General features: G+C 72.1%; 20 protein-coding genes. 12 read left to right on the plus strand and 8 right to left on the minus strand.

From position 1 onward, the window contains the following. Nucleotides 1–32 precede the first annotated feature (32 nt). Entirely contained in the window at nt 33–1,256 is a 1,224-nt protein-coding gene (locus tag G401_RS0140885; protein ID WP_027347044.1) for an RNA polymerase sigma factor, read from the minus strand. Between the two features lie 321 nt (nt 1,257–1,577). Here G401_RS0140885 and G401_RS0140890 point away from each other — a divergent pair, with 321 nt between their 5' ends. The 3 genes from G401_RS0140890 to G401_RS0140900 all read left to right on the plus strand — a co-directional run bounded on the left by G401_RS0140890 (nt 1,578) and on the right by G401_RS0140900 (nt 6,612). Further along, the gene (locus G401_RS0140890) at nt 1,578–2,384 is read left to right on the plus strand and encodes an SAM-dependent methyltransferase (protein WP_027347045.1); all 807 of its coding nucleotides are present in this window, start codon (nt 1,578–1,580) and stop codon (nt 2,382–2,384) included. A 12-nt stretch (nt 2,385–2,396) separates the two neighbouring features. Next, entirely contained in the window at nt 2,397–4,499 is a 2,103-nt protein-coding gene (locus G401_RS0140895; RefSeq protein ID WP_027347046.1) for a putative bifunctional diguanylate cyclase/phosphodiesterase, read from the plus strand. A 229-nt stretch (nt 4,500–4,728) separates the two neighbouring features. Next, nucleotides 4,729–6,612 carry a glycoside hydrolase family 6 protein gene (locus G401_RS0140900; protein ID WP_084558164.1) on the plus strand — a complete coding sequence of 628 codons (1,884 nt, stop codon included), beginning with the start codon at nt 4,729–4,731 and terminating at the stop codon, nt 6,610–6,612. 83 nt (nt 6,613–6,695) lie between these two features. Here G401_RS0140900 and G401_RS0140905 read toward each other — a convergent pair whose 3' ends face one another. Beyond that, nucleotides 6,696–7,487 carry an AraC family transcriptional regulator gene (locus G401_RS0140905; protein WP_084558165.1) on the minus strand — a complete coding sequence of 264 codons (792 nt, stop codon included), beginning with the start codon at nt 7,485–7,487 and terminating at the stop codon, nt 6,696–6,698. Nucleotides 7,488–7,581: 94 nt separating this feature from the next. On the opposite strand from G401_RS0140905, the gene G401_RS0140910 reads away from it, so the two are divergent. Continuing rightward, nucleotides 7,582–8,295 carry an alpha/beta fold hydrolase gene (locus tag G401_RS0140910; protein ID WP_027347049.1) on the plus strand — a complete coding sequence of 238 codons (714 nt, stop codon included), beginning with the start codon at nt 7,582–7,584 and terminating at the stop codon, nt 8,293–8,295. On the opposite strand, the gene G401_RS53955 is transcribed toward G401_RS0140910, so the two are convergent. Both G401_RS53955 and lysX read right to left on the minus strand, forming a co-directional pair. Beyond that, nucleotides 8,285–8,893: a DUF998 domain-containing protein gene (locus tag G401_RS53955; RefSeq protein ID WP_051367971.1), complete on the minus strand. Its 609-nt coding sequence runs from the start codon at nt 8,891–8,893 to the stop codon at nt 8,285–8,287. The two genes, G401_RS0140910 and G401_RS53955, sit on opposite strands and share 11 nt — an antisense overlap. After that, nucleotides 8,890–12,186, minus strand: coding sequence for a bifunctional lysylphosphatidylglycerol synthetase/lysine--tRNA ligase LysX (gene lysX / locus G401_RS0140920; protein WP_281174239.1), 3,297 nt, complete (start codon nt 12,184–12,186; stop codon nt 8,890–8,892). The genes G401_RS53955 and lysX overlap by 4 nt, the downstream gene beginning before the upstream one ends. Nucleotides 12,187–12,286: 100 nt before the next feature. Here lysX and G401_RS0140925 point away from each other — a divergent pair, with 100 nt between their 5' ends. Genes G401_RS0140925 through G401_RS51845 form a run of 3 tightly spaced genes read left to right on the plus strand, consistent with a single transcriptional unit; the run spans nt 12,287 to nt 17,174 of the window. Then, nucleotides 12,287–14,674: a phosphoketolase family protein gene (locus G401_RS0140925; RefSeq protein ID WP_034594701.1), complete on the plus strand. Its 2,388-nt coding sequence runs from the start codon at nt 12,287–12,289 to the stop codon at nt 14,672–14,674. 45 nt (nt 14,675–14,719) lie between these two features. Then, nucleotides 14,720–16,318 (plus strand): glycoside hydrolase family 13 protein, encoded by a 1,599-nt coding sequence (locus tag G401_RS0140930; protein ID WP_027347052.1) that lies wholly within the window; start codon nt 14,720–14,722, stop codon nt 16,316–16,318. Nucleotides 16,319–16,373: 55 nt separating this feature from the next. Next, on the plus strand, nt 16,374–17,174 hold the full coding sequence (locus G401_RS51845) for a trimeric intracellular cation channel family protein (RefSeq protein ID WP_051367972.1): 801 nt from the start codon (nt 16,374–16,376) through the stop codon (nt 17,172–17,174). A gap of 12 nt (nt 17,175–17,186) precedes the next feature. Here G401_RS51845 and G401_RS0140940 read toward each other — a convergent pair whose 3' ends face one another. Beyond that, a complete protein-coding gene (locus G401_RS0140940) occupies nt 17,187–17,456 on the minus strand; it encodes a GlsB/YeaQ/YmgE family stress response membrane protein (protein WP_027347053.1) in 270 nt (89 codons plus the stop codon). A gap of 194 nt (nt 17,457–17,650) precedes the next feature. Between G401_RS0140940 and G401_RS0140945 the strand changes: the two genes are divergently transcribed. Continuing rightward, on the plus strand, nt 17,651–17,926 hold the full coding sequence (locus G401_RS0140945; RefSeq protein ID WP_051367973.1) for a GNAT family N-acetyltransferase: 276 nt from the start codon (nt 17,651–17,653) through the stop codon (nt 17,924–17,926). A 68-nt stretch (nt 17,927–17,994) separates the two neighbouring features. Next, nucleotides 17,995–18,723, plus strand: a complete 729-nt coding sequence (locus G401_RS0140950) for an HAD family hydrolase (RefSeq protein ID WP_027347055.1) — start codon at nt 17,995–17,997, stop codon at nt 18,721–18,723. On the opposite strand, the gene G401_RS0140955 is transcribed toward G401_RS0140950, so the two are convergent. The 3 genes from G401_RS0140955 to G401_RS0140965 are packed head-to-tail and all read right to left on the minus strand — an operon-like array spanning nt 18,701 to nt 20,733. After that, on the minus strand, nt 18,701–20,026 hold the full coding sequence (locus tag G401_RS0140955) for a PH domain-containing protein (RefSeq protein WP_027347056.1): 1,326 nt from the start codon (nt 20,024–20,026) through the stop codon (nt 18,701–18,703). The genes G401_RS0140950 and G401_RS0140955 overlap by 23 nt on opposite strands. Beyond that, nucleotides 20,023–20,526 (minus strand): PH domain-containing protein, encoded by a 504-nt coding sequence (locus G401_RS0140960; RefSeq protein WP_027347057.1) that lies wholly within the window; start codon nt 20,524–20,526, stop codon nt 20,023–20,025. Before G401_RS0140960 ends, G401_RS0140955 begins: the two co-directional genes overlap by 4 nt. A 9-nt stretch (nt 20,527–20,535) precedes the next feature. After that, nucleotides 20,536–20,733, minus strand: a complete 198-nt coding sequence (locus G401_RS0140965; RefSeq protein ID WP_027347058.1) for a hypothetical protein — start codon at nt 20,731–20,733, stop codon at nt 20,536–20,538. 299 nt (nt 20,734–21,032) lie between these two features. Here G401_RS0140965 and G401_RS51850 point away from each other — a divergent pair, with 299 nt between their 5' ends. From G401_RS51850 to G401_RS0140980, 3 genes are read left to right on the plus strand one after another with little or no spacing between them, the layout of a single operon-like run. Continuing rightward, nucleotides 21,033–22,076, plus strand: coding sequence for an AAA family ATPase (locus G401_RS51850; protein ID WP_051368005.1), 1,044 nt, complete (start codon nt 21,033–21,035; stop codon nt 22,074–22,076). Then, the gene (locus G401_RS0140975) at nt 22,073–22,954 is read left to right on the plus strand and encodes a DUF58 domain-containing protein (RefSeq protein WP_027347059.1); all 882 of its coding nucleotides are present in this window, start codon (nt 22,073–22,075) and stop codon (nt 22,952–22,954) included. The genes G401_RS51850 and G401_RS0140975 overlap by 4 nt, the downstream gene beginning before the upstream one ends. Then, nucleotides 22,951–23,901, plus strand: coding sequence for a VWA domain-containing protein (locus tag G401_RS0140980; protein ID WP_027347060.1), 951 nt, complete (start codon nt 22,951–22,953; stop codon nt 23,899–23,901). Before G401_RS0140975 ends, G401_RS0140980 begins: the two co-directional genes overlap by 4 nt. The last annotated feature ends 50 nt before the right edge of the window (nt 23,902–23,951 follow it).

The following is a 23,951-nucleotide window of genomic DNA, read 5'->3' on the forward strand; positions in this document are numbered from 1 at the left end:
GACCGATGGCGTGGCCGGTACAAGATCGTTGATCAGGACGGCGGGGTCAGGTCGGCGGCCCGGTCCAGCAGTGCCCGCCGCTCCGCGTCGCCGTGGGTACGCTCCGCGGCCAGCCGGAACAGCCGGGCGGCGCGTACCGGGTCGCCGTCACGGGCGGTCAGATCGGCCTCGACGGCCACGGCCAGCGGATAGTCGTCCAGCGCCCCGCCCGTGCGCGCCTGGGCCAGCAGGAGCAGCCCGGCGGCGGCCCCGTACGCGTACCCGTGCGCGACCGCGCGGTTCAGCTCGATGACCGGGCTGGGCTGGACGCGGGCCAGCTCGTCGTAGAGCTCCGCGATCCGGGGCCAGTCCGTCGCGTCGGCCGTCGGGGCGGTCGCGTGGCAGAGGGCGATCCGGGCCTGGAGCGCGTACGCGCCGGAAGTGTCGACAGTGGACAGCACGGACCGTGCCTCGGCGACGGCGGCGTGGTCCCACCGGGAGCGGTCCTGCTTGTCGAGGGTGACGAGGTGGCCGTCGGCGTCGCGGCGGGCCGCGCGGCGGGAGTCCTGCAGCAGGAAGAGCGCGAGCAGCGCGGCGGCCTCGGGCTCGGCGGGCAGCAGCCGGGCGAGCAGCCGCGCGAGCCGGACGGCCTCGGCGGCGAAGGCCGGCTCGCCGTCGGCGTTGTAGCCGGTCGTGAACAGCAGGTAGAGCACTGCCAGCACCCCCGGTACGCGGTCGGCCAGCGCGGCGCCCTCGGGTACGCGGTACGGGATGCGGGCGTCGGAGATCTTGGTCTTGGCCCGGGTGAGCCGGCGGGTCATCGTGGCCTCGGTGACCAGGAACGCCCGGGCGATGTCGGCGGTCGGGACGGCGCAGATCGTCCGCAGCGTGAGCGCGACCCGGGCCTCCAGCGGCAGCGCGGGATGGCAGCAGGTGAAGATCAGCCGCAGCCGGTCGTCCTCGACCTCCCCGTCCGCGGCCTGCTCGGCGGTCGCCGCGGTCAGCGCCAGCACGGCCAGCTCGCGCAGCTTGCGCCGCTCCACGTCGGCCCGGCGCAGCAGATCCAGCGCGCGGTTGCGGGCGACGGTCATCAGCCAGCCGCCGGGATTGCCGGGAACGCCGTCCGCGGGCCATCGCGCCAGCGCCTGCGCCAGCGCGTCCTGCGCGCAGTCCTCGGCCAGGGTCCAGTCGCCGGTGATCCGGATGAGGGCCGCCACGATCCGGGGGTACGCGTCCACGGCCGCCTGGGCGGCGGCAGCCCGTGCCTCATCACTCACCCGCACACCCTACTGACGAACGCGTACCCCCACTGCGGACGCCGCCCTTCTCGCGAGGGCTCAGGATCCCGCGCCCTCGTCCGCCGATCCCGCGCCCTCGTTCGACGATCCTGAGCCCTCGTTCGGCGATCTTGCGCGAATGTTCGGGCTTGTTGGGCATTCCAGGCAGATTTTCGGACATTCGCGCAAGATCGCCGCGATGGCGGTTCGCCGGGATGCAAGTTGCATCGACGGTTCCCGTGGGCGGTTGAACCGCATATGCTCGGTACCGGATCTCCGGCCGCCCTCGGGCGGCGCGGTCGCCGGCTGAAAGGTGTGTCGATGGAACGTCCCCGCTGGGCACCCGACGGCCTGGATCTCGATCGGCCCAGCGTGGCCCGGGTCTACGACTACTACCTGGGCGGATCGCACAACTTCGCGGTGGATCGCGAGTTCGCCGAGCAGGTCATCGGCCAGATGCCCAACGTGCCCGAGCTGACCCGGCAGAACCGCGGCTTCCTGCGCCGGGCGGTCCGCGATCTGGCGCGCGCGGGGGTGGAGCAGTTCGTCGACCTCGGCTCCGGCATACCGACGGTGGGCAACGTGCACGACGTCGCCCAGGAGATCAACCCGGCCGCCCGCGTGGCCTATGTGGACTGGGATCCGGTCGCGGTCGCGCACGGCCAGGCCATTCTGGAGGACAACCCGCGCACGGCCGTGATCGGCGCCGATCTGCGCGACCCCGCGGCGGTCTTCGCGCAGCCGGCGGTGAGCGCGCTCATCGACCCGGCCAAGCCGACGGCCGTGCTGCTCATCGCGGTGCTCCACTTCGTGCCGGACGAGGAGAAGCCGGCCGATCTCGTGGCCGCCATCGCCGGCCTGCTCGCGCCCGGCAGCTACATCGCGATCTCGCACGCCAGCCCGGAGAAGGAGGAGTCGGTGCTCGACCGGGCGGCGACCCTCTACCGGCAGACGGCCAGCCCGGTGACCACCCGGTCGCCCGCCGAGATCGCGGCCCTCTTCGGCGACCTGGAAATGCTCGACCCCGGTGTCGTGCGTACGCCGCTGTGGCGGCCGGACTTCCCGGACGAGCTCGGACCGGAGGCGGCGGCGTATCCGGGGTGCGCCGGCGTCGCCCGCGTCGGGTAGCCGGGGCCGGCCGTGACAGCGCCCAGCGCCCAGGAGATCGCCCGGCGGTGGGTCCGCGCCGTGGCCGAGACGAGCTACATCGCCATCGACCGGCCCTCGCTCACCGAGCGGCTGGCCGTGCGCGTCACCACCCTGCTCGGCCTGCTCGCCGGGGACGGCACCGACTGGTCGCCGGCCCGGGAGATCGGCACGGCCCTGGTCGCCTCGCATTTCACGTCCACCGACGCGCTCACCGGCACGCTCGATGTGCTCGGCACCGACCTGTCGGCGTACGCGGACGCGACCGGCCGGGCCGACCGCCTCCGGCGGATGCTGCACGAACTCGCCGCCGGGTACGCCGACGCGCTGCGCGAGCGTACGCTGAGCGAGCAGGAGCGCATCCACACCGCGGTGATCCGCGCGCGGGCCGAGGCCGAACAGGCGCGCTGGGACAGCGAAGCGCGGTTCAAGGCGGTCTTCGCCGACGCCGCGATCGGTATCGGGATCGGCGATCTGTCCGGCCGCATCCTCGAGGTGAACCAGGCCCTCTGCGAGATGCTCGGCTACTCCGTGGAGGAACTGCGCGGCCTCAAGGCGGCCGACTTCACGCACCCCGCCGACGATCCGGAGGTCTGGGCGCAGCTGGGCGAGCTGTTCGCCGGGCGTACCGACCACTTCCGGGTGCAGAAGGCGTACTACCGCCGCGACGGCGAGGAGATCTGGACCGACCTGGTGGTCTCGCTGATCCGCGCCCAGGACGGTACGCCCCGGTTCGCGGTCGGGATGGTCGAGGACGTCACCGACCGGCACCGGCTGCTGACCCAGCTGGAGTACCAGGCGACCCACGATCCGCTGACCGGGCTGCCGAACCGCACGGTCTTCTACGACCGGCTCGCGGAGGTGCTCGGCGACCAGGAGCCGGGGGCGGCCGTCGGCGTGTGCTTCCTCGACCTCGACGGCTTCAAGATGATCAACGACACCCTCGGGCACGACGCCGGGGACGCGCTGCTGCGTACGGTGGCGCAACGGCTGCACGACGGCCTGGCCGCACCGGACCGGCTGGTGGCGCGGATGGGCGGCGACGAGTTCGTGGTGCTGATCGCGCCCGGCGCGGGCGCCGACGTGCTGGCCGCGATCGCCGAGGCGGCGCTGGCGATCGTCCGCCGTCCGGTGCAGGTGGACGGCCATTCGCTGGCGGTCTCGGCGAGCATCGGCGTCGTCGTCCGCAACGCGGTCACGACGACGGCCGCCGAGCTGATGAAGGCGGCCGACACCACGCTGTACTGGGCCAAGAGCGACGGCCGGGACCGGTGGGCGATGTTCGATCCGCACCGGCACGCCCAGGCGGTCGGGCGCTACCGGCTGTCGGCCCAGTTGCCGCGGGCGATCGAGGAGGATCAGTTCCTCCTGGACTACCAGCCGCTCGTACGCCTGGAGGACGGCGCCCTCGTCGGCGTGGAGGCCCTCGTGCGGTGGCGGCATCCCGAACACGGCCTGCTGCGCCCGGACCGGTTCATCGAGATGGCCGAGCTGTCGGGACACATCGGCCGGCTCGGGCGCTGGGTGCTGCGCGAGGCGTGCCGCCAGGCGGCGCGCTGGCGGGCGGCCGATCCGGACTGGCAGCCCCTGGTCAGCGTCAACCTCTCGGTACGCCAGGTCGCCCATGCCTCCATTGTGGACGAAGTGCGCGACGTGCTGGCCGAGACCGGCATGGAGCCCGGTTCGCTGCAACTGGAGCTGACCGAGAGCGCCCTCATGGCGACCAAGGGCGAACCCTTGTCGACCCTGCACCGCCTGGCCGACCTCGGCGTACGCATCGCGATCGACGACTTCGGCACGGGGTACTCGAATCTCGCGTACCTGAGCCGGCTGCCGATCCACGCGCTCAAGCTGGCCGGTCCGTTCGTGGCGGCGCTGCGCCGGCCGACGGGCCCGGACGAGAGCGACGTCGAGATCCTGTCCACCCTGGTGCATCTGGCGCACACGCTCAAGCTGACCGTCACCGCCGAGGAGGTGGAGACCGCCGCGCAGGCCGAACTCCTCGCCGGGCTCGGCTGCGATCTCGGGCAGGGGTGGCACTTCGGCATGCCGGTGGCGGGCGGCGAGATCCTCCGGTTGCGACACCCGGCGAACTGACGGCCGCCGGACCGACGACCGCCGGACCGACGACCGCCCTGGTGGCGGGACAAGTGCGGGACACGGGCGCGGAAACTTTCGCGCAGATCACCACGTCAACGACCGCGTCACGAAATCTTCATCGACACTGTTGTTTTGGGAGCGTTCCCATGCCATGATCCCATCACTTCTTCGCCGGGCGCGGCTGTTCCACCAGGCGCTCCCGGCACAACGCCCATGGAGTGTCCTTATGAGATCAGTCCCCTTCAGCGGACGGGTCCGGCAGGCTCTGCGTTCCCCCGTTCGCCGTGCGGTCGTCGCGGCTAGCGTGGTCGCGCTGAGCTCCGCCGGCGTCGTGGCGATGGCGAGTTCGGCCAGCGCCGCGGCGGGGTGCCAGGTCGCGTACACCACGAACCAGTGGCAGGGCGGGTTCACCGGCACTGTCACGATCACCAACCTCGGCGACCCGATCGCCAACGGCTGGAACCTCGGCTTCGACTTCCCGGCGGCCGGCCAGGCCGTGACGCAGGGTTGGAGCGCCACGTGGACCCAGTCCGGCGCGCACGTCAACGCGGCGAGCCTGGACTGGAACAAGAGCCTGGCGACGAACGGCAACGTCCAGATCGGCTTCAACGGCGCCTGGACGACGAGCAACCCGAACCCGGCGAGCTTCACGCTCAACGGGGTCGTCTGCAACGGTGGCGTGACCACCAGCCCGAGCGCGTCGAAGTCCGCTTCGGCGTCCCCCTCTGCCTCTGCCTCTGCCTCTGCCTCTGCCTCGGCCTCTGCCTCGGCGTCGCCTTCGCGCTCGGCGAGCGCGAGCGCCAGCCCGAGTGCCAGCGCGAGCCCGAGCGTGAGCACCTCGCCCGTCCCCCCGGGTACGCACGTCGACAACCCGTACGCGGGCGCGACGGGCTACGTCAACCCGGAGTGGAAGGCCAAGGCCACCGCCGAGACCGGCGGCAGCCGCGTCGCGAACACCTCGACGGCCGTCTGGCTCGACCGGATCGCCGCGATCAACGGCGTGAACGGCGGGATGGGTCTCAAGGCCCACCTGGACGCCGCCGTGCAGCAGGACGCCGCCAACGGCAGCGCCCCGCTGACCGTCGAGTTCGTCATCTACGACCTGCCCAACCGGGACTGCTCGGCCCTGGCCAGCAACGGTGAGCTGCTCGTGGCCAACGACGGCCTCAACAAGTACAAGACGCAGTACATCGACCCGATCGCCGCCCTGATGGCGCAGCCCGCGTACGCGAACCTGCGCATCGTCACGGTGATCGAGCCGGACTCGCTGCCGAACCTCCTCACCAACCTGAGCTTCGCGAAGTGCGCCGAGGCGCAGTCCAGCGGGGCCTACGTCCAGGGAGTCCAGTACGCGCTGAACAAGCTGCACGCTCTGTCCAACGTGTACACGTACATCGACTCGGCGCACCACGCCTGGCTCGGCTGGGACAGCAACTTCACCCCGGCCGTGAACCAGTTCTACACCGTCGCGTCGGGCACGACCGCCGGGGTGAACAGCGTGGACGGCTTCATCGTCAACACCGCCAACTACTCGGCCGCGACCGAGCAGTTCTTCACCGCCGCGACCTCGGTCAACGGCACCACCGTGCGCCAGTCCAAGTGGGTCGACTGGAACCAGTACGTCGACGAGCAGAGCTTCGCCGCCGCGCTGCGCACGGCGCTCATCGCGAAGGGCTTCCCGTCGACGATCGGCATGCTGGTCGACACCTCCCGCAACGGCTGGGGCGGCACCGCCCGGCCCGCCGCGGCGAGCACGTCGACCGACGTGAACACGTTCGTCAACGACTCGCGCATCGACCGCCGGATCCACGCCGGTAACTGGTGCAACCAGAGCGGCGCCGGTCTCGGTGCCCGCCCGGTCGCCAGCCCGGCCGCCGGCTTCGACGCGTACGTCTGGATCAAGCCGCCGGGTGAGTCGGACGGTTCGAGCACCGCCATCGCCAACGACGAGGGCAAGGGCTTCGACCGCATGTGCGACCCCACCTACACCGGCAACTCGCTCAACGGCAACAACCTCACCGGGGCGCTGCCCAACGCGCCGCTCGCCGGCCAGTGGTTCTCCGCCCAGTTCCAGCAGCTCATGGCGAACGCGTACCCGCCGCTGTCCTGATCTGCCGCAGTGGGGTCCCGGGCTCGCCCGGGACCCCACCCGCGTTCCTCCGCCCGGATGCGGGGAATGCTGGTGAAAATGGATCAAGCCGCCCGGTAGCGCCCCGGGGTCGTGCCGATGACCGCCGTGAACGCCGCGATGAAGCTGCTGGGATTGGACCAGCCACAGGCGTGCGCGGTGTTCGTGATGTCGTGGCCCTCGGCGAGGAGCACGAGCGCACGGTAGATGCGCAGCTGCGTACGCCATTCGTAGAACGTCATGCCGAGTTCGTCGTGGAACAGCCGGCTGAGCGTACGCGCGCCGGCGCCGACCGTCCGGCCGAGATCCGCCAGCGTGGAGTCGTCCGCGGGGTTCTCGTAGAGCCGCCGGGCGACGGCGCGCAGGCGGTCGTCGCGCGGCTCCGGCAGGTGCAGCGGTTGCTCGTGGGTCTCCGTCAGTTCGTCGGCGAGGACGCGCAGCAGCCGGGAACGGGCCGATCGGGTGTGGCCGGGGGCCGTGTCCTCGTAGTTGCGGGGCCCGGTCAGGGCGAGCAGGACCTCGCGGGCGAGGCCGGAGGCCAGGAACACGGCCGGCCGGTCGGGGAGCAGCCGGGCGAGGGCCGGGGTGAGGAAGACGACCCGGATGTCGGTGTCGCCGTGGGCGCGGTGGCGGTGCGTGAACGCGGCGGGCGTCCAGGCGATCCGGTTGGCGGGCACGATCGAGGTGCCGCGCTCGGTGTGCACGGCCAGGACGCCGTTCGCCGCGTAGACCAGATGGCCCCGCGTATGCGACTGCGTCCCGCTCGCCTCGCCGGACGGCCACAGGTGGCGGCCGCCGGACGGCCACATGTGCGAGGTCACGCCGGTGGCCCGGGGAGCTTGGCGGGCTACGGGCATCAGTTGGCCTCCTCACGGTAGTAAGCCACGGCCTGCGCCGGTGAGACTACCTCGTGGCGGCTGGCGGTGCCGCGATCGTGGAGGGGAGAAGCACATGGCGACGTTCGTTCTCGTACCCGGTGCGTGGCACGGATCCTGGGCGTTCGAGAAGGTGGTGCCGCGGCTGGCGGAGGCCGGCCACACCGTGCACGCGCTGACCTTGACCGGCCTGCGGCCGGACGACGACGAGGCGACGGTCGCGGCCACGAACCTCGACACGCACGCCGGCGACGTCCTGCGGCTGCTCGACGGCGCCCGGCTCACGGACGTGACGCTGGTCGGCCACAGCTACGGCGGGATGGTGATCGCGGCCGCGGCGGACCGGGCCGGCGGCCGGATCTCCCGGCTGGTGCACCTGGACGCGTACGTGCCGCGGGACGGCGATTCGTGCTGGGCGACCACGTCCGACGGGTACCGCCAGGCGTTCGTCGCGGGCGCGGCGGACACCGGCTACGCCGTGCGCCCGCCGGACGGTGGCGACCCCCGCCGCCGCCCGCATCCGGTCGCCTCGCTCCTGCAGCGGATCCGGCTCACCGGCGGGTTCGACCGGGTCCCGCGCCGCGAGTTCGTCTACTGCTCGGGCTGGGCGGACCGCACACCGTTCGCGGGGCTCCGGGCCCGGCTCGCCGCCGATCCCGGCTGGCAGGTCCACGACATCGCGACGGTCCACAACGCGATGCGTGATGACCCGGCGGGGGTCGCCGCGATCCTTCTCGCCGGGGAGTCCACACAGGATCGGGCGGCCGGACTCGCGGAGATCAGCCGGTGACCGGGTGCCGCCGATCGGGCAGCCGGAGGAACGCGGCCCAGCCGAGGACCGCGGCGATGGCGACGAGCTGGATACGCTGCCAGACGCCGGGGACGGTGTCGGTGAAGCCGGCGATCGCCGTGGTGAGCAGGAGAGTGCCGCACAGTACGCCGCCGGTCCACCGGGCCCGCCCGGCCGCGGCCGCGGTGAGGCAGGCGGCGGCCACCGCGATGCCGAGGACCGCGGCCGAGGACGAGAGGCCGTGCAGGGCGTGCAGCCACGACCCCGCGTCCGGATCGCACGCGGGATCCGCGGTGGGCGAGCAGCCCATCGTGGTGACGCCTCCGTCGACCATTGTGGACACACCGAAGAGTGCGAGTCCCCACCAGCCCCAGCGGACGAGCGAGCCGGTCGAGCGGAGGGCGGAGACCGTGCCCACCAGTGCGCACAGGAGCCCGCACGCGACGTCGCACAGCTGGAAGAAGAGATGATGGGGCTGGGTGGGCGCGGCGTACTCGCTGGCGTAGCCGGAGACCGCGCCGACCGCGGGGTCCAGCCAGGGGCCGAGGATCCAGGACGAGTAGAGGACCGCCGCCGCGATCAGCGCCCACCGCCTCATGGGGTCGCCCGGACCAGCGGGAAGGGCAGTGTCTCGCGGATGCTCCGGCCGGTCAGCAGCATCACGAGGCGGTCGACGCCGATGCCGAGGCCGCCGGTGGGCGGCATGGCGTACTCGAGGGCGAGCAGGAAGTCGTCGTCGAGTTCCATCGCCTCCGGGTCGCCGCCCGCGGCCAGCAGCGACTGCTCGGTCAGGCGGCGGCGCTGCTCCACCGGGTCGGTCAGCTCCGAGTAGGCCGTGCCCAGCTCCGTGCCGAAGGCGACCAGGTCCCAGCGTTCGGCCAGCCGCGGGTCGTCGCGGTGGCCGCGGGTCAGCGGGGAGACGTCCGTGGGGAAGTCCTTGTAGAAGGTCGGGCGCTGGGTCCGATGCTCCACCAGGCGCTCGTACATCTCCAGGAGGACGGCCCCTCTCGTCCACTTCGGATCGACGGGTACGCCGGCCGGCCCGCACAGTTTCCGCAACGTCTTCAGGTCGGTGTCGGCCGTCACCGTCTCGCCGAGCGCCTCGGAGACGGCCTCGTCGACCGTGCGTACGGGCCAGAGGCCGGAGAGGTCGATCTCGGTCCCGTCGTGCACGGCGATCGGGCGGCCGTGCACGGCGGTGGCGACTTCCTGGACGACCTCGCGGGTGAGGTCGAGCATGCTCATGTAGTCGGCGTACGCCTGGTACGCCTCCAGCATCGTGAACTCGGGGTTGTGCTTGAAGGAGACGCCCTCGTTGCGGAAGGTCCGGCCGACCTCGAACACCTTCTCGACGCCGCCGACGGCCAGCCGCTTCAGGTAGAGCTCCGGCGCGATGCGCAGATACAGGTCGAGGTCGTACGCGTTGATGTGGGTGACGAACGGCCGCGCGTTCGCCCCGCCGTGGATCCGTTGCAGGATGGGCGTTTCGACCTCGAGGAACCCCCGGCCCACGAGGCTGGTACGCAACGTGTGCACGGCCGTGCTCCGGGCCCGCAGGACGTCGCGGGCCTTGGTGCTCGTGATGAGGTCGAGGTAGCGGCGACGCGTACGGGCCTCGGGATCGGTGAGGCCGCGGTGCTTGTCCGGCAACGGCCGCAGGCATTTCGCGGTGAGGGTCCAGCCCGCGACGGCCACGCTCGGTTCGCCGCGGCGGGTGGTGACGATCTCGCCGGTCACGCCGACGTGGTCGCCGATGTCCACGAGTTCCCGCCAGCGGGCAACCTCGTCCGGGGTGGACCGCTCGTCGAACATCACCTGCAGGTCGCCGGACCAGTCCCGGAGAGTGGCGAACACGTACCGGCCGTGGTCGCGGGCCAGCACGACGCGCCCGGCCACCGCCGCCGTCCGCCCGGTACGCGAGTCCGTCGGCAGCCCCGCCGCGGCCCGGACGACACCGGCACACGTCTCGGTACGTGCGAAGCCGACGGGGTAGGGCTCGATCCCGGCCTGGCGCATCCGGTCCAGCTTGGCAAGGCGTACACCCACCTGTTGAGCCGGAGCGGCGGTGGGGGCGACGGGCTCGGTGACCGCGAGTGGCGCGGCGCCCGGCTGGTAGAGCGGGGGAGTGTGGCCGGAGGCGATCGGGACGAAGCCTTCGGCGACGGCCGACGCGAGGCCGACGCGGGCGAGTTCGCGGCGCTCGGCGAAGCAGAGGTAGCGCGGCACCCAGTGGGGCTGGAACTTGGCGTTGGCCCGGTACAGCGATTCGAGCTGCCACCAGCGGGACAGGAACAGCAGGGTGCGCCGCCACAGCCGGAGCACGGGACCGGCGCCGATGCGCGCGCCCTCGGCGAAGACGGCGCGGAAGACGGCGAAGTTGAGCGAGACGCGTTCGACGTCGAACCGCGCGGCGTCCTTCATCAGCGCGGCGACCATGAACTCGGTGAGCCCGTTGTCCGCCTCGCGATCCCTGCGCATCAGGTCCAGGGAGATCCCGGTGCCGCCCCACGGGCTGAACGAGAGCAGCGCCTTGGTCTCGCCCGCGGCGTCGACCGCCTCGACGAGCAGGCAGCGGCCGTCGTTCGGGTCGCCGAGCCGGCCGAGCGCCATCGAGAAGCCGCGCTCGTTCTCGGTGTCGCGCCAGTGCGTCGCGGCGTCCGCGATCCGGCGCATCTCGTCGTCGGGGATGTCGGCGTGGCGGCGGATGCGGGCGGTGTGGCCGGAGCGTTCGACGCGGTGCACGGCCTGGCGTACCGGGCGCATGTCCCGTCCGTCCACAGTGAACTCGGCCGGCAGCAGGATCGCCTCGTCCCCGAGGTGCAGCACCTTCAGCCCCGCCCGCGCGTACGCGGTCGCGCCGGCCTCGCTCGCGCCCATCACGGCGGTCGTCCAGGCGTAGGTGCGGGCCTGGTCGAGCCAGACGCGGATGGCCGCGCCCCACGCCTCGGGATCGCCGAGCGGGTCGCCGCTGGCCAGGCTCACGCCGTTGACCACGCGATAGGTCAGGGCCGCCTTGCCGCTCGGGGCGAACAGGACGGCCTTGTCCCGCCGGGTGGCGAAGTAGCCGAGCGAGTCGTTGTCGCCGTACCTCGCCAGCAGCTCCCGGACGCGCTGCTCGTCGGCGGGTTCGAGGACGGCCGCCCGGCGCTGCGAGCGCAGGAGCGTGAACAGGGCGGCGAACAGCGCCAGCGCGCCGAACAGGCCCAGCAGCAGGTTGACCCAGCCGGCCGCCTCGCCGGTGATCGCCACGTCGAACGTCACGGCGCCGCCCAGGACGCGGGTGGCCGCGTACAGCAGCCGGTCGCCGGTGTTCTCCAGGCTGCCCGGGAAGAGGGTCAGCAGGCCGAAGCCGACGGCGATGCCGGCCGCCACGCCGGCGACGAACACGAGCAGGGCGCGCCGCAGGCTGCCGGCGCGTACGCGGGCGTAGAACTCGCCCCGCGCCCAGGTCAGCACGGCCAGCGCCACCAGCGGCAGGAGCAGGGAGAAGGCGAGCTGCCGGGCGTCGGACGCGGTCAGCACCTTCGCACCCTGGTCGTCCTCGAGGTCCGGGTCGGCCAGCCAGAGGATCAGGAAGGCCACCAGCACGACGGTCACGAACGCGAAGTAGACCGTCAGCACCACCCGGGCGACGCGCTTGCGCCGGGCGCACGCGGCCACGAGGACGGCCAGGAAGGCGGCGTAGCCGAGGTTGGCCGGTGCGGGCAGGACGTAGTCGTCGATCGCCGTGCGTACCGGCTGGACCCGGTCGCTCAACGCGCCGCCGACGGCCCCCAGGGCGCTCAGCACGGCGACGATGCCCAGCACCCACGCGAAGATCCGTGGTACGCGCGTACGCCACATCCGTCGATCATCGCGCGCGGGATGCCCCGATGATCCCGTTTGGACCAGGGAACCCGCCCGAATCTTGGACCAAGATCACGCGCGGCGGACGACCTGAAGATGGGCGAACGCGCTACGCGGCACCTTCGCGTTTGGCACCGTGATAGCCATGACCGTCACGAACCCGACCTCGGTCGAGAGCCATCTGGACGAGAACGAGCTGGCGACGCTGGACGCCTGGTGGCGCGCGGCCAACTACCTGACCGTCGGGCAGATCTACCTGCTGGACAACCCGCTCCTGCGCGAGCCGCTGAGCATCGAGCACATCAAGCCGCGGCTGCTCGGCCACTGGGGCACGAGCCCCGGCCTGAACCTGCTCTGGGCGCACATGAACCGGGCGATCATCGCCCGCGACCTCAACGCGCTGTTCATCACCGGCCCGGGCCACGGCGGCCCGGCCATCGTGGCCAACACCTGGCTGGAGGGCACCTACAGCGAGCTGTACCCATCGATCGGCACCGACGAGGCCGGCATGCAGCGGCTGTTCCGCCAGTTCTCGTTCCCGGGCGGCATCCCCTCGCACGTGGCGGCCGAGGTGCCCGGCTCGATCCACGAGGGCGGGGAACTCGGGTACTCGCTGATGCACGCGTACGGCGCGGCGTTCGACAACCCCGACCTGCTGGTCGCCTGCGTGGTCGGCGACGGCGAGGCGGAGACCGGCCCGCTGTCGGCGTCCTGGCTCGGCAACGTCTTCTGCAACCCGGCCACCGACGGGGCGGTGCTGCCGATCCTGCACCTCAACGGGTACAAGATCGCCAACCCCACGCTGCTCGCGCGCATCCCGGAGGAGGACCTCCTCGGGCTGATGCGCGGCTACGGCTACGAGCCCTTCCTCGTCTCCGGGGACGACCCCGCCGACGTCCACCAGCAGCTCGCCCGCGCGCTGGACACCGCGCTCGACCGGATCCGCGACATCCAGCACAAGGCGCGTACCACCGGTGACGGCTCGCGGCCCCGCTGGCCCATGATCATTCTGCGTACGCCGAAAGGCTGGACCGGCCCCGCCAAGGTGGACGGCGTCCAGGTGGAAGGGACGTTCCGGGCGCACCAGGTGCCGCTGGACGGGGTGCGCTCGAACGCCGAGCACCGGGCGGAGCTGGAGCGCTGGCTGCGGTCCTACCGGCCGGAGGAGCTGTTCGACGCGACGGGCCGGCCGGTCGGCCTGCTGGCCCCGCTCGCGCCGAAGGGCGACCGCCGAATGAGCGCCAACCCGTCGGCCAACGGCGGCGTCGTCCTGCGCGACCTCGTGCTCCCCGACATCGGCGCGTACGCGGTGGAGGTCACCGCGCCCGGCAGCGCGCAGGCCGAGGCCACCCGGGTGACAGGCAGGTGGCTGGCCGAGGTGACGCGGGCGAACCCGGACCGGTTCCGCCTGTTCGGGCCGGACGAGGTCGCCTCCAACCGGCTCGGTGCGGTGCTCGACGTGACCGACCGGCAGTTCACGGCCGAGATCCGCCCCGGCGACGACCACCTGGCCCCGGCCGGGCGGGTCGTGGAGGTGCTGTCCGAGCACCTGTGCCAGGGTTTCCTGGAGGGCTACCTGCTCACCGGCCGGCACGGGCTGCTCACCTCGTACGAGGCGTTCACCCACGTCGTGGACTCGATGGTCAACCAGCACGCGAAGTGGCTGAAGGTGACCCGCGAGATCCCCTGGCGGCGGCCGCTCGCGTCGCTGACCTACCTGCTGTCCAGCCACGTGTGGCGGCAGGACCACAACGGCTTCTCCCACCAGGACCCCGGCTTCATCGACCACGTGGTGAACAAGAAGGCCTCGGTCGTGCGCGTCTACCTGCCGCCGGACGCCAACACCCTGCTGTCCACGATGGACCACTGCCTGCGCAGCCGGCACTACATCAACGTGATCGTGGCGGGGAAGCAGCCCGCGCCGAACTGGCTGACGATGGAGGAGGCCGCGCTGCACTGCCGCCGGGGCCTCGGCATCTGGGACTGGGCCGGCACGGAGACGCCCGCGGCCGGGGAGCCCGACGTGGTGCTCGCCTGCGCCGGGGACGTCCCGACCCTGGAGACGCTCGCGGCCGCCGACCTGCTGCGCCAGCACCTGCCGCAGTTGCGCGTACGCGTCGTGAACGTCGTGGACCTCATGCGGCTGCAGCCGGAGACCGAGCATCCGCACGGGCTGTCCGACCAGCAGTTCGACGCGATCTTCACGCAGGACAAGCCGGTCGTGTTCGCGTACCACGGGTATCCGGCGCTGATCCACCGGCTGACCTACCGCCGGCACAACCACCGCAACATCCACGTCCGCGGCTACAAGGAAGAGGGCACGACGACCACCCCGTTCGACATGGTCATGCTCAACGACCTCGACCGGTTCCACCTGGTCATCGACGTGATCGACCGCGTACCCGGGCTGGGGGTGAAGGCGGCCGGGCTGCGCCAGCGGATGTCCGACGCGCGGCAGACGTGCCGGGACTACACGCGGCGCACGGGCGAGGACGACCCGCGGATCACCGGCTGGAGCTGGCCCGCGCGCTGAGGCCGCCGGCGGGCCGCGCGGGTGGATCTTGGGTAGGGTGGTGACGTGACCGAGGACTGGTGGCGGCACGCCGCGATCTATCAGATCTACCCGCGCAGCTTCGCCGACGGCGACGGTGACGGCGTCGGCGACATCACGGGCATCCGCGCCCGCCTGCCCTACCTGCGGGAGCTGGGCATCGACGCGGTCTGGCTCAGCCCGTGGTACACCTCGCCGCAGGCCGACGCCGGCTACGACGTCGCCGACTACCGCGACATCGACCCGCTCTTCGGTACGCTCGCCGACGCCGAGGCGTTCATCCACGAGGCGCACGACCACGCGATCCGGGTGATCGTGGACATCGTGCCGAACCACTGCTCGGACCGGCACCCGTGGTTCCAGGCGGCGCTCGCGGCCGGCCCCGGCTCGCCCGAGCGGGAGCTGTTCTGGTTCCGGCCCGGCCGGGGTGAGCACGGCGAACTGCCGCCCAACGACTGGCAGTCCAACTTCGGCGGCCCGGCCTGGACCCGCGTGCCTGATGGTCAGTGGTACCTGCACATGTTCGCGCCCGAGCAGCCCGACTGGAACTGGGACAACCCCCGCGTCCGCGAGGATTTCGAGCGTACGCTGCGGTTCTGGCTGGACCGCGGCGTCGACGGGTTCCGCATCGACGTCGCCGACAACCTGGTCAAGGACCCGAACCTGCCCGACGTGGCGACGCTGCCGGACGGCGCGGTCATGCCGTGGGGCGACCAGGAGGGCGTGCACGAGATCTACCGGGAGTGGCGCAAGATCGCCGACTCGTACCCGCAGCGGGCGATCTTCGTCGGCGAGGTGTGGCTGCCCGACCCCGTACGCTTCACCCGCTTCCTGCGCCCGGACGAGCTGCACACCGGTTTCAACTTCGCGTTCCTCTCGGCGCCGTGGGAGCCGGCCGAGCTGCGGCGCACGATCGACGCCACCCTGTCGACGCACGCGCTCGTGCACGCCCCGGCGACCTGGGTACTGTCCAATCACGACGTTCCCCGGGTCGTGACCCGGTACGGGCGGGCGCAGACCGCGCACACGTGGGAGTCCTCGAAGACCGCGCACGTCGCCGACCTCGCCCTCGGTACGCGTCGCGCCCGGGCGGCCGCCCTGCTGACCACGAGCCTCCCGGGTTCCGTCTACGTCTACCAGGGCGAGGAGCTGGGCCTGCCGGAGGTGCAGGACATCCCGGAGGAACTGCTCGCCGACCCCCGCTGGATCCGCTCCGGCCACACCGACCGGGGCCGGGACGGCTGCCGCGTACCGCTGCCGTGGAGCGGGGACGCGCCGCCGTTCGGGTTCGGGCCGGCCGGCTCGACGCCGTGGCTGCCGCAGCCGCCGGGGTGGGCCGCGCTGACGGCCGAGGCCGAGGCGGACGATCCGGGATCGACCCTGTCGCTCTACCGTTCCGCGCTGCGGATCCGGCACGCCGAACCCGATCTGCTCGGCGAGGACATGGAGTGGCTGCCGTCGTCCGGGAACGTGCTCGCGTACCGGCGGGGGCGGATCGGCTGCATGATCAACTTTGCCGACCCGCCGGTTCCGCTGCCGGTCGGGGCGCAGGTCCTGCTCACGAGCGAGCCGGTCGACGGCGACCTGCTGCCGACCGACGTCGCCGCCTGGTTCCGCCTACCCTGACACCGTCCCGGCACCTGCGATCATCATTCGTATCCTGATCGCGGGAAGGGACACGATGGACGGCTCGACGGTCAGCTCGGTGGCGGTGCCCCACAGCGTGGACATCGCCTCGGTCATGCTCGGCGCCGCGCAGGGCGCCCTGTTCGCCGCGGGTGTCGCCGCCAAGCAGCGGATCGACCTGATCGGGGTGGCGCTCATCAGCATCGCCACCGGGCTCGGCGGCGGCATCGTCCGCGACCTGCTGCTCAACGAGGTCCCGGCGGCCTTGCGCAGCAACGGATACGTCTCCGCCGCGCTGCTCGCGGCGATCGTCGCGTCGGCCTTCAGCCGCCTGCTGTCCCGGCTCGACCCGCTCGTGGTCGCCTTCGACGCCCTCTCGCTCGGGCTCTACCTGGTCGTCGGGCTGTCCAAGGCGGTCGCCGCCGGGCTCGGGTCGGTGCCCGCCGTCTTCGTCGGCATCCTCGCCTGCACGGCCGGCGGCGTCATCCGCGACATCCTGCTGCGTACCGAGATCGCGCTGGTCACCGTCGGCTCGTTCTACGCCTTCGCGGCCCTCGGCGGCGCGCTCGTCTTCATGGTCGCCCAACCGCACGTGGGCACCAGTCACGCCGCGTGGGCGTCGGTCATCGTGACTTTCAGCGTACGCATGATGTCGATCTGGTTCGGGTGGAGCACCCCGCACGCGAGCGCGCTGAACCTGGAGGCCGGTATGGAGCGGATGGAGCAGCTGGCGCGGTCGGGCGTACAGGTGATCACGAGGGGTTCGGGGTTCATGCGCCCGCGGGTGCGCGCGGAGAACGCCCCCGGCCGGGGACGGACCGGGGGCGTTCGAGGGGGAGAGCCCGACGGCGACTGAGCGCCGGAAGGGTCAGACGCTTCGCCGGCCGCGCAGCCCGGCGAAGAGCGCGACCCCCACCGCCGCCAGCACCACCTGGATGACGATCTCGATCCAGTCGACGCCCGACGTGTCGGCCCAGCCGGCCGCGCGGGCGATGGCGGTGCCGATGAGGGCCGCCACGATGCCGATGACGATGGTCAGCCAGATCGGGATGCTCTGCGGGCCGGGGACGAGGAGCCGGCCGAGCGCACCGATGATGAGACCGACGATGATGGCCGAGATGATGCCGGATACGGTCATTGTTCCTCCCTCAGCAATGCCTACGGGCGGTCGTGTACCCGAACGTCCCGTTCGCAAACCCGGCGGCAGTTCAAGATCCTGCTTGGATCACGGTTGTCACCCGAATCTTGGGCCATGATCCGGGTGATTTCCCTGATCCAAGCGGGATCATGGGGCCGGGCGGGGGCCGGGTGGAGGTGCGGGAAGATGGGGGTGTGGAGATCACGGACGCCCCCGACCTCGACCGCTTCGAAGCCCGCGTCGACGGCGAACTCGCCGGCTACCTGGAGTACGCGAGACACGGCGGCGTCTGGGCCTACAACCACGCCTTCACCTTCCCGGAGTTCCGCGGCCGGGGGATCGCCGCCGAGGTCACGCGGTTCGCGCTGGACGCCGCCGAGGCCGCCGGGGTACGCGTACGCGCGGTGTGCCCGTTCGTCGCCGACTACCTCGCGGCCCACCCCGGGTACGCCCACCTGAAGACCGACTGACGGGACGGATGTTCCGAAGAGTGACCGGGGACTCCTCGGAGCACCCCCGGCGGTGGCAGGATGAACCCATGCAGCCCCCGCACGCCCTCCTGCTCGATTTCGGCGGAGTCCTCGCCGAGAAGACCGACCGGACCGTCGACCCCGGTCTCTACGAGTGGGTCCACCAGGTGACGGGTGGCGTGCTCGGGACCGAGCGGATCAAGGCCGACATGGCCGCCGCCAACAAGGCCCGCAACGAGTGGCGCGAGAACGCCGAAAATCCCGAGCTGAGCCATGAGCAGCTGTGGCGCGACTTCGTCGCCAAGGACTGGCCCGAGCCGGCGCGCGAGGCCGCCGTGGCGTACGCGTCCGAGTTCACGTACGCGTGGGAGAACGCCCGGTTCCGGCTCGTCGACGGCATGGCGGAGGTGCTGGAGTGGGCGCTCGGCCGCGGGCTGCCCGTCGCCGTGGTCAGCAACACCCGCTGCGGCAAGGTGTTCCGCGACTTCCTCGACGAGGCCGGCCTGACCGGTGCGCTGCCGGTGCAGATCTACAGCGACGAGGCCGGCGTCTTCAAGCCGCACCCGGAGATGATCTTCGCGGCGGCCCGCGCGCTGAACGTCTCGCCGGCCCGGTGCTGGTTCGTCGGGGATTCCCTGCACCGCGACATCGAGTGCGGCCGCCGGGCCGGCGTCGCGGCGGCGGTCCTGCGCCCGTCGCGCTACCGGGACAACGAGCAGTGGGACATCGAGCCCGACGCCGTCGTCACCGACGGCCACGAGCTGCTCAAACTGCTCAAGGACGCTCTGGAGCCGTGAGCGCCCGGGCCGCCCGCGCCCGCTCGGTCAGCTCCCACGCCAGCGCGTACGCCTCGTGGACGTCGCGTTCGGGCGCGCTCGCCGACGGGGCGCCGGCCAGGTCGACGTGCACCGTGGCCAGCCCGAGCCGCTGCTGCAGCCAGCCCTGCTCGACCCGGACCGACTGGATGCGGGCGTAGGGGACCAGGCGCAGCCGGCGGGTCAGCACACCGTCCACAGTGGCGAAGACATGCTCGGTCGCCCCGGCTGCCAGCACGGTACGCGCCAGCGGCACGACCCATTTCGCCCGGTCCGGTACGCCGGTCAGCGGCAGCGCGGCGATGTCGACGGCGGCCAGCCGGTCGGGTGCCGGGCGGGGCAGGCACCACGGTACGACGGCCCGCGCCTGTTCCGTGACGGCCACCGGCAGCAGCGTCGTGCCCATGTGCTTCTCTTCGTCCTTGGCGCCCTCGGCACCGTGGGCGGCGATGTCGAGGTTGACGCGTACCCAGCGCTTCATCCGCCAGAGCAGCGGCCACGTGATCGTGACGGCCTGTACGCGTTGCACCGGCACCACCTGGCTGCGCGTCTCGGTGAGCCCCCGGCGGATGTGCAACCGGTCGTCGGCGATGGTCAGCCGGCAGCGCCAGTCCCGCGTGATCCGGCGTACCGGGCGCAGGATGGCGCCGATCAGGGCGGTGACGGTGCTCGCGACGGCCACGAAGCCGAAGCTGCCGTTGGTGACGAACTGCAGCCCGATCAGCGCGACACCGATCGGCAGGTAGATCACTTCGGGTGACAGGGACTGGCTGAGCAGCAGCTCGTCGTCGCGGGTCTCGTAGAGGACCTGTTCGGCCGAGGGCTGCTCGGCGGCGGCGTCCCCGCGGGCGTTGGCCAGCTCCAGCAGGTGTTTGCGCAGGTCCTGTGCCTCGCCGACGGTCAGGTACGCGAGCGGCGCCTCGGCCTTGCCGCCGCCGACCACTTCGAGGCGGAGCTCGGCGAGCCCGGTGAGCTGCGCGAGCAGCGGCCGCACGACCTCCACGGACTGCAGCCGTTCGAGCGGGATCGCCCGCGTGCGCCGGGAGAACGTGCCCTCGTGGATGCGCAGTTCCCGGCCGGTGATCTCGTAGCCGGTGTACCGCCAGGCGACGACCGAGATCGCGACGGCGCCGAGCAGCACGACGACCACGCCGATCGCGAACTTCTCCAGCCCGAGCTGCGAGTAGCCCTGCCAGGACACGACCGCCACGACGGCGACGAGCTGCCGGGCGCTGTGCAGGAACGGCGAGAGCGGGTGCAGCCTGCGCCGGGGCAGGTCGGTCACAGCCCTTCCTTCCCGATCTCCCCGAGGGTGGTCAGGCGGTCCCGCAGCCGGGCGGCCTCGGCGGGGTCCAGTCCCGGCACGCGCGCGTCGCTCGCCGCCGCCGCGGTGTGCAACTGGACCGTGGCCAGGCCGAACATGCGCTCCAGCGGGCCCGCGCTCACGTCGACGAACTGCATCCGCGCGTACGGCACGATGCTCAGGTGGCGGCGGACCAGCCCGTGCCGCACGAGCAGGTCCTGCTCCCGCTCGGCGTACCCCCAGGAGCGCACGCTGCGCCCGACGGTGCCGACGCGGATCAGCACTCCCGCGGCGATGACGCCGAAGATCAGGAAGACCCAGCCCCAGTGCCACACGAACCAGACGGCGGCGGTGGCCGCGGCCGGGATGATCAGGTTTCCCAGCAGCTGCAGCCGCTTGAGCGTGGTCAGCTTGGCGGAGACCGGATGCCAGTCGACGGTGTCGGGCCACGGGCGCAGTGCGTCGGACACGGGGGAGCTCACGCCTGAAATCTACGCGAGCCCTTCCACATCACGAAGGAATCCGCGCGCCGCGAGGAAGTCGGCCAGTGACGCGCGATGCTCGTCGCAGGCCAGCCAGGTCTTGCGGCGTTCGGGCTCGTGCAGCTTGGGGTTGTTCCACAGCAGCTTGTACGCGGCGGGGCGCCGGCAGCCTTTGGCGGAGCACAGAAGCTCGGATTCCTCGGACACCGGACCGATGGTAGTGGTGCAATCGGTCGGGTGGAGTGTGAGCGCCGGGCGGCCACGGGGGAAGCCGCCCGGCGACGCGGAAATAGTAACCACATCGGCCGGGTGCGTGTCCAGTCCTCCTCCGTGCCCGATCGGTCGATTCTCCGCGCCGATCGCGAGCCCCGCGCGCCGTTCAGGGCGGCTCCTGCGGCGATATGCCACTCTTATCCAGGTATTGCGTCACTCTATGGAGGCGATCCGTGACTGAGAAGAGTCTCGACACCCATCTCGACTTCGCGGAAATTGCCGTGGAAACCTCCATTTCCGACGTTCCGACCGACCGCGTTTCGGCGAGTGCCGAGGTACGCCGGATCCCGCCCGCGGTCGACGCCACCGTCCTCGAACGCGCGCTCTTCGAGGTGAAGAAGGTCATCGTCGGCCAGGACGCCCTGCTGGAGCGGATGTTCGTCGCCCTGCTCGCCCGTGGGCACTGCCTGCTGGAAGGCGTACCGGGGGTGGCGAAGACGCTGGCCGTGGAGTCGCTGGCGCAGACCGTCGGCGGCACGTTCGCGCGGATCCAGTTCACCCCCGACCTCGTCCCCGCCGACATCGTGGGTACGCGCATCTACCGCCAGTCCAGCGAGAGCTTCGACGTCGAGCTGGGTCCGGTGTTCGTCAACTTCCTGCTGGCCGACGAGATCAACCGCGCGCCCGCCAAGGTGCAGTCGGCGCTGCTGGAGGTCATGGCCGAGCGGCAGGTCTCGCTGGGCGGCCGGCGCCACCAGGTGCCCAACCCGTTCCTCGTGATGGCCACGCAGAACCCGATCGAGCAGGAGGGCGTCTACCCGCTGCCGGAGGCGCAGCGCGACCGGTTCCTGCTCAAGGTGGTCGTCGGCTACCCGTCCGACATCGAGGAGCGGGAGATCGTCTACCGGATGGGCGTGGCCGCGCCGCGGGTGAGCGCGATCCTCAACCCGATCGACCTGATCGGCCTGCAGGCGCGCGCCGATCAGGTCTTCGTCCACAATGCACTGATTGACTACGCCGTACGCCTGGTCACGGCCACCCGCGCCCCCGCCGATCACGGCATGCCGGACGTCGGCCAGCTGATCCAGTACGGCGCCAGCCCGCGCGCCTCGCTGGGCCTGGTCCGGGCGGCCCGCGCGCTCGCCCTCCTGCGCGGCCGGGACTACGCGCTGCCGCAGGACATCCAGGAGCTGGCCCCCGACGTGCTGCGGCACCGGCTCGTGCTCAGCTACGACGCGCTGGCCGACGACGTGCCGCCGGACAGCATCGTCGCCCGGATCCTGGAGTCGGTGCCGCTGCCGACCGTGGCACCGCGGCAGCAGGCCGACCGCCGGTGACCGAGCCGCACGACGCCGTCCTCGCGCGCCTGCACCTGCAGGTGACGCGGCGGCTCGACGGGCTGCTCCAGGGCGACTACCTGGGTCTGCTGCCGGGGCCGGGCAGCGAGGCCGGCGAGTCCCGCGAATACCGCCCCGGCGACGACGTACGCCGCATGGACTGGCCGGTCACGGCCCGTACCACCGTCCCGCACGTACGCCTGACCGAGGCCGACCGCGAACTGGAGACCTGGCTGGCCGTCGACGGCTCGGCGAGCCTGGACTTCGGCACCGCCCGGATGCGGAAATGGGATCTGGCGATCTGTGCCGCCGCGGCGATGACCCACCTGACCGCGCGCGGCGGCAACCGGGTCGGCGCCGTGCTCGCCACCGGCGGCAGGATCCGGCCCGTCCCCGCCCGGGGCGGCCGCCGGGGCGCCCAGGCCCTCCTGCACGCCATCGCGCACCTGGAACCGCGGCCGGGGCGGACGAACCTGGGGGATCTGCTCGACACGCTGATGCGCCCGCCCCGCCGGCGCGGGCTGGTCGTGGTGATCTCCGACTTCCTCGGCCCGGTCGGCGAATGGCAGCGTCCCCTCGCCCGCCTCGGCGTACGCCACGACCTGCTGGCCGTGGAGATCGTCGACCCGCGCGAACTCGAACTGCCGCCGGTCGGCTTCCTCGAAGTGGTCGACCCGGAGACCGGCGACGTGCACGAGGTCGACGTCGACGAGCGGCTGGCGGCCGCGTACGCGCGCGCCGCGCAGGAACACCGGTCGGCGGTCGCCACCGGGCTCCGGGCGGCCGGGGCGGGTCGGTTGCGGCTGCGTACGGACTCGGATTGGTTGCGCGACACGGTCAACTTCGTGGCCGGACGGCGCAAGGGGAGGGACCGATGATCAGTTTCCTGCAGCCGTGGGCGCTCATCGCCCTGCTCCCGGTCGCGCTCGTGGCCGCCGCGTACGTCTGGCGGCAGTACCGCAAGCGGACCAACGCGCTGCGCTTCTCCACAGTCGACATGCTGAAGACGCTGGCGCCCAAGGGGATCGGCAAGAAGCGCCACATCACCGCGGGCGCGCTGCTGCTCAGCCTGTTCACGCTGGCGCTGGCCGTCGCGCGGCCCACGATGGCGATGGAGGTCCCGCTGGAACGGGCCACCATCGTGCTCGCGATCGACGTCTCCCTGTCCATGCAGGCGCAGGACGTCGACCCCACCCGGATCGCGGCCGCCGAGGAGGCCGCGAAGAACTTCGCGGCCGATCTGCCCCCGGCGTACAACCTGGGGCTGGTGGCCTTCGCGAAGACGGCGAGCGTGCTGGTCTCGCCGGGCAAGGACCGCGCGGCCGTGGTCACGGCCCTGGACGGCCTGCACCTGGACGAGGCGACGGCGACCGGCGACGCGGTGTTCACCGCCCTGGACGCGATCAAGTCGGTGCCCGGCGACGGCGCGGAGGGCCCGCCGCCGGCCCGCATCCTGCTGCTGTCGGACGGCTACCGCACGGCGGGCCGGCCGATCGAGGACGCGGCGGCCGCGGCGGTGGAGGCGGACGTGCCGGTGTCGACGATCGCGTTCGGTACGGACGACGGCGTCGTGGACATCGGCGGGCTGCCGCAGAAGGTGCCGGTGGACCGCGAGGCGCTCGCGCAGCTGGCCGAGTCGACCGGCGGCTACTTCGCCCAGGCGGCGACGGCCGCGGAGCTGAAGCAGGTGTACGACAACCTGGGCTCGTCCATCGGCCACCGGCACGAGCAGCGCGAGGTGACCGTGTGGTTCGCGGCCGGTGCGCTGCTGTTCGGCATCTGCGCCGCGGGACTCAGCCTGCTGTGGGGCAGCCGGCTGCCCTGATGCGTCCGAACCCGATGCATCCGAATCTGATGCATCCGAAGTGGATGGAC

This window comes from Hamadaea tsunoensis DSM 44101 (assembly GCF_000428945.1).
In the GTDB taxonomy this organism is placed as follows: Bacteria; Actinomycetota; Actinomycetes; order Mycobacteriales; family Micromonosporaceae; genus Hamadaea; species Hamadaea tsunoensis.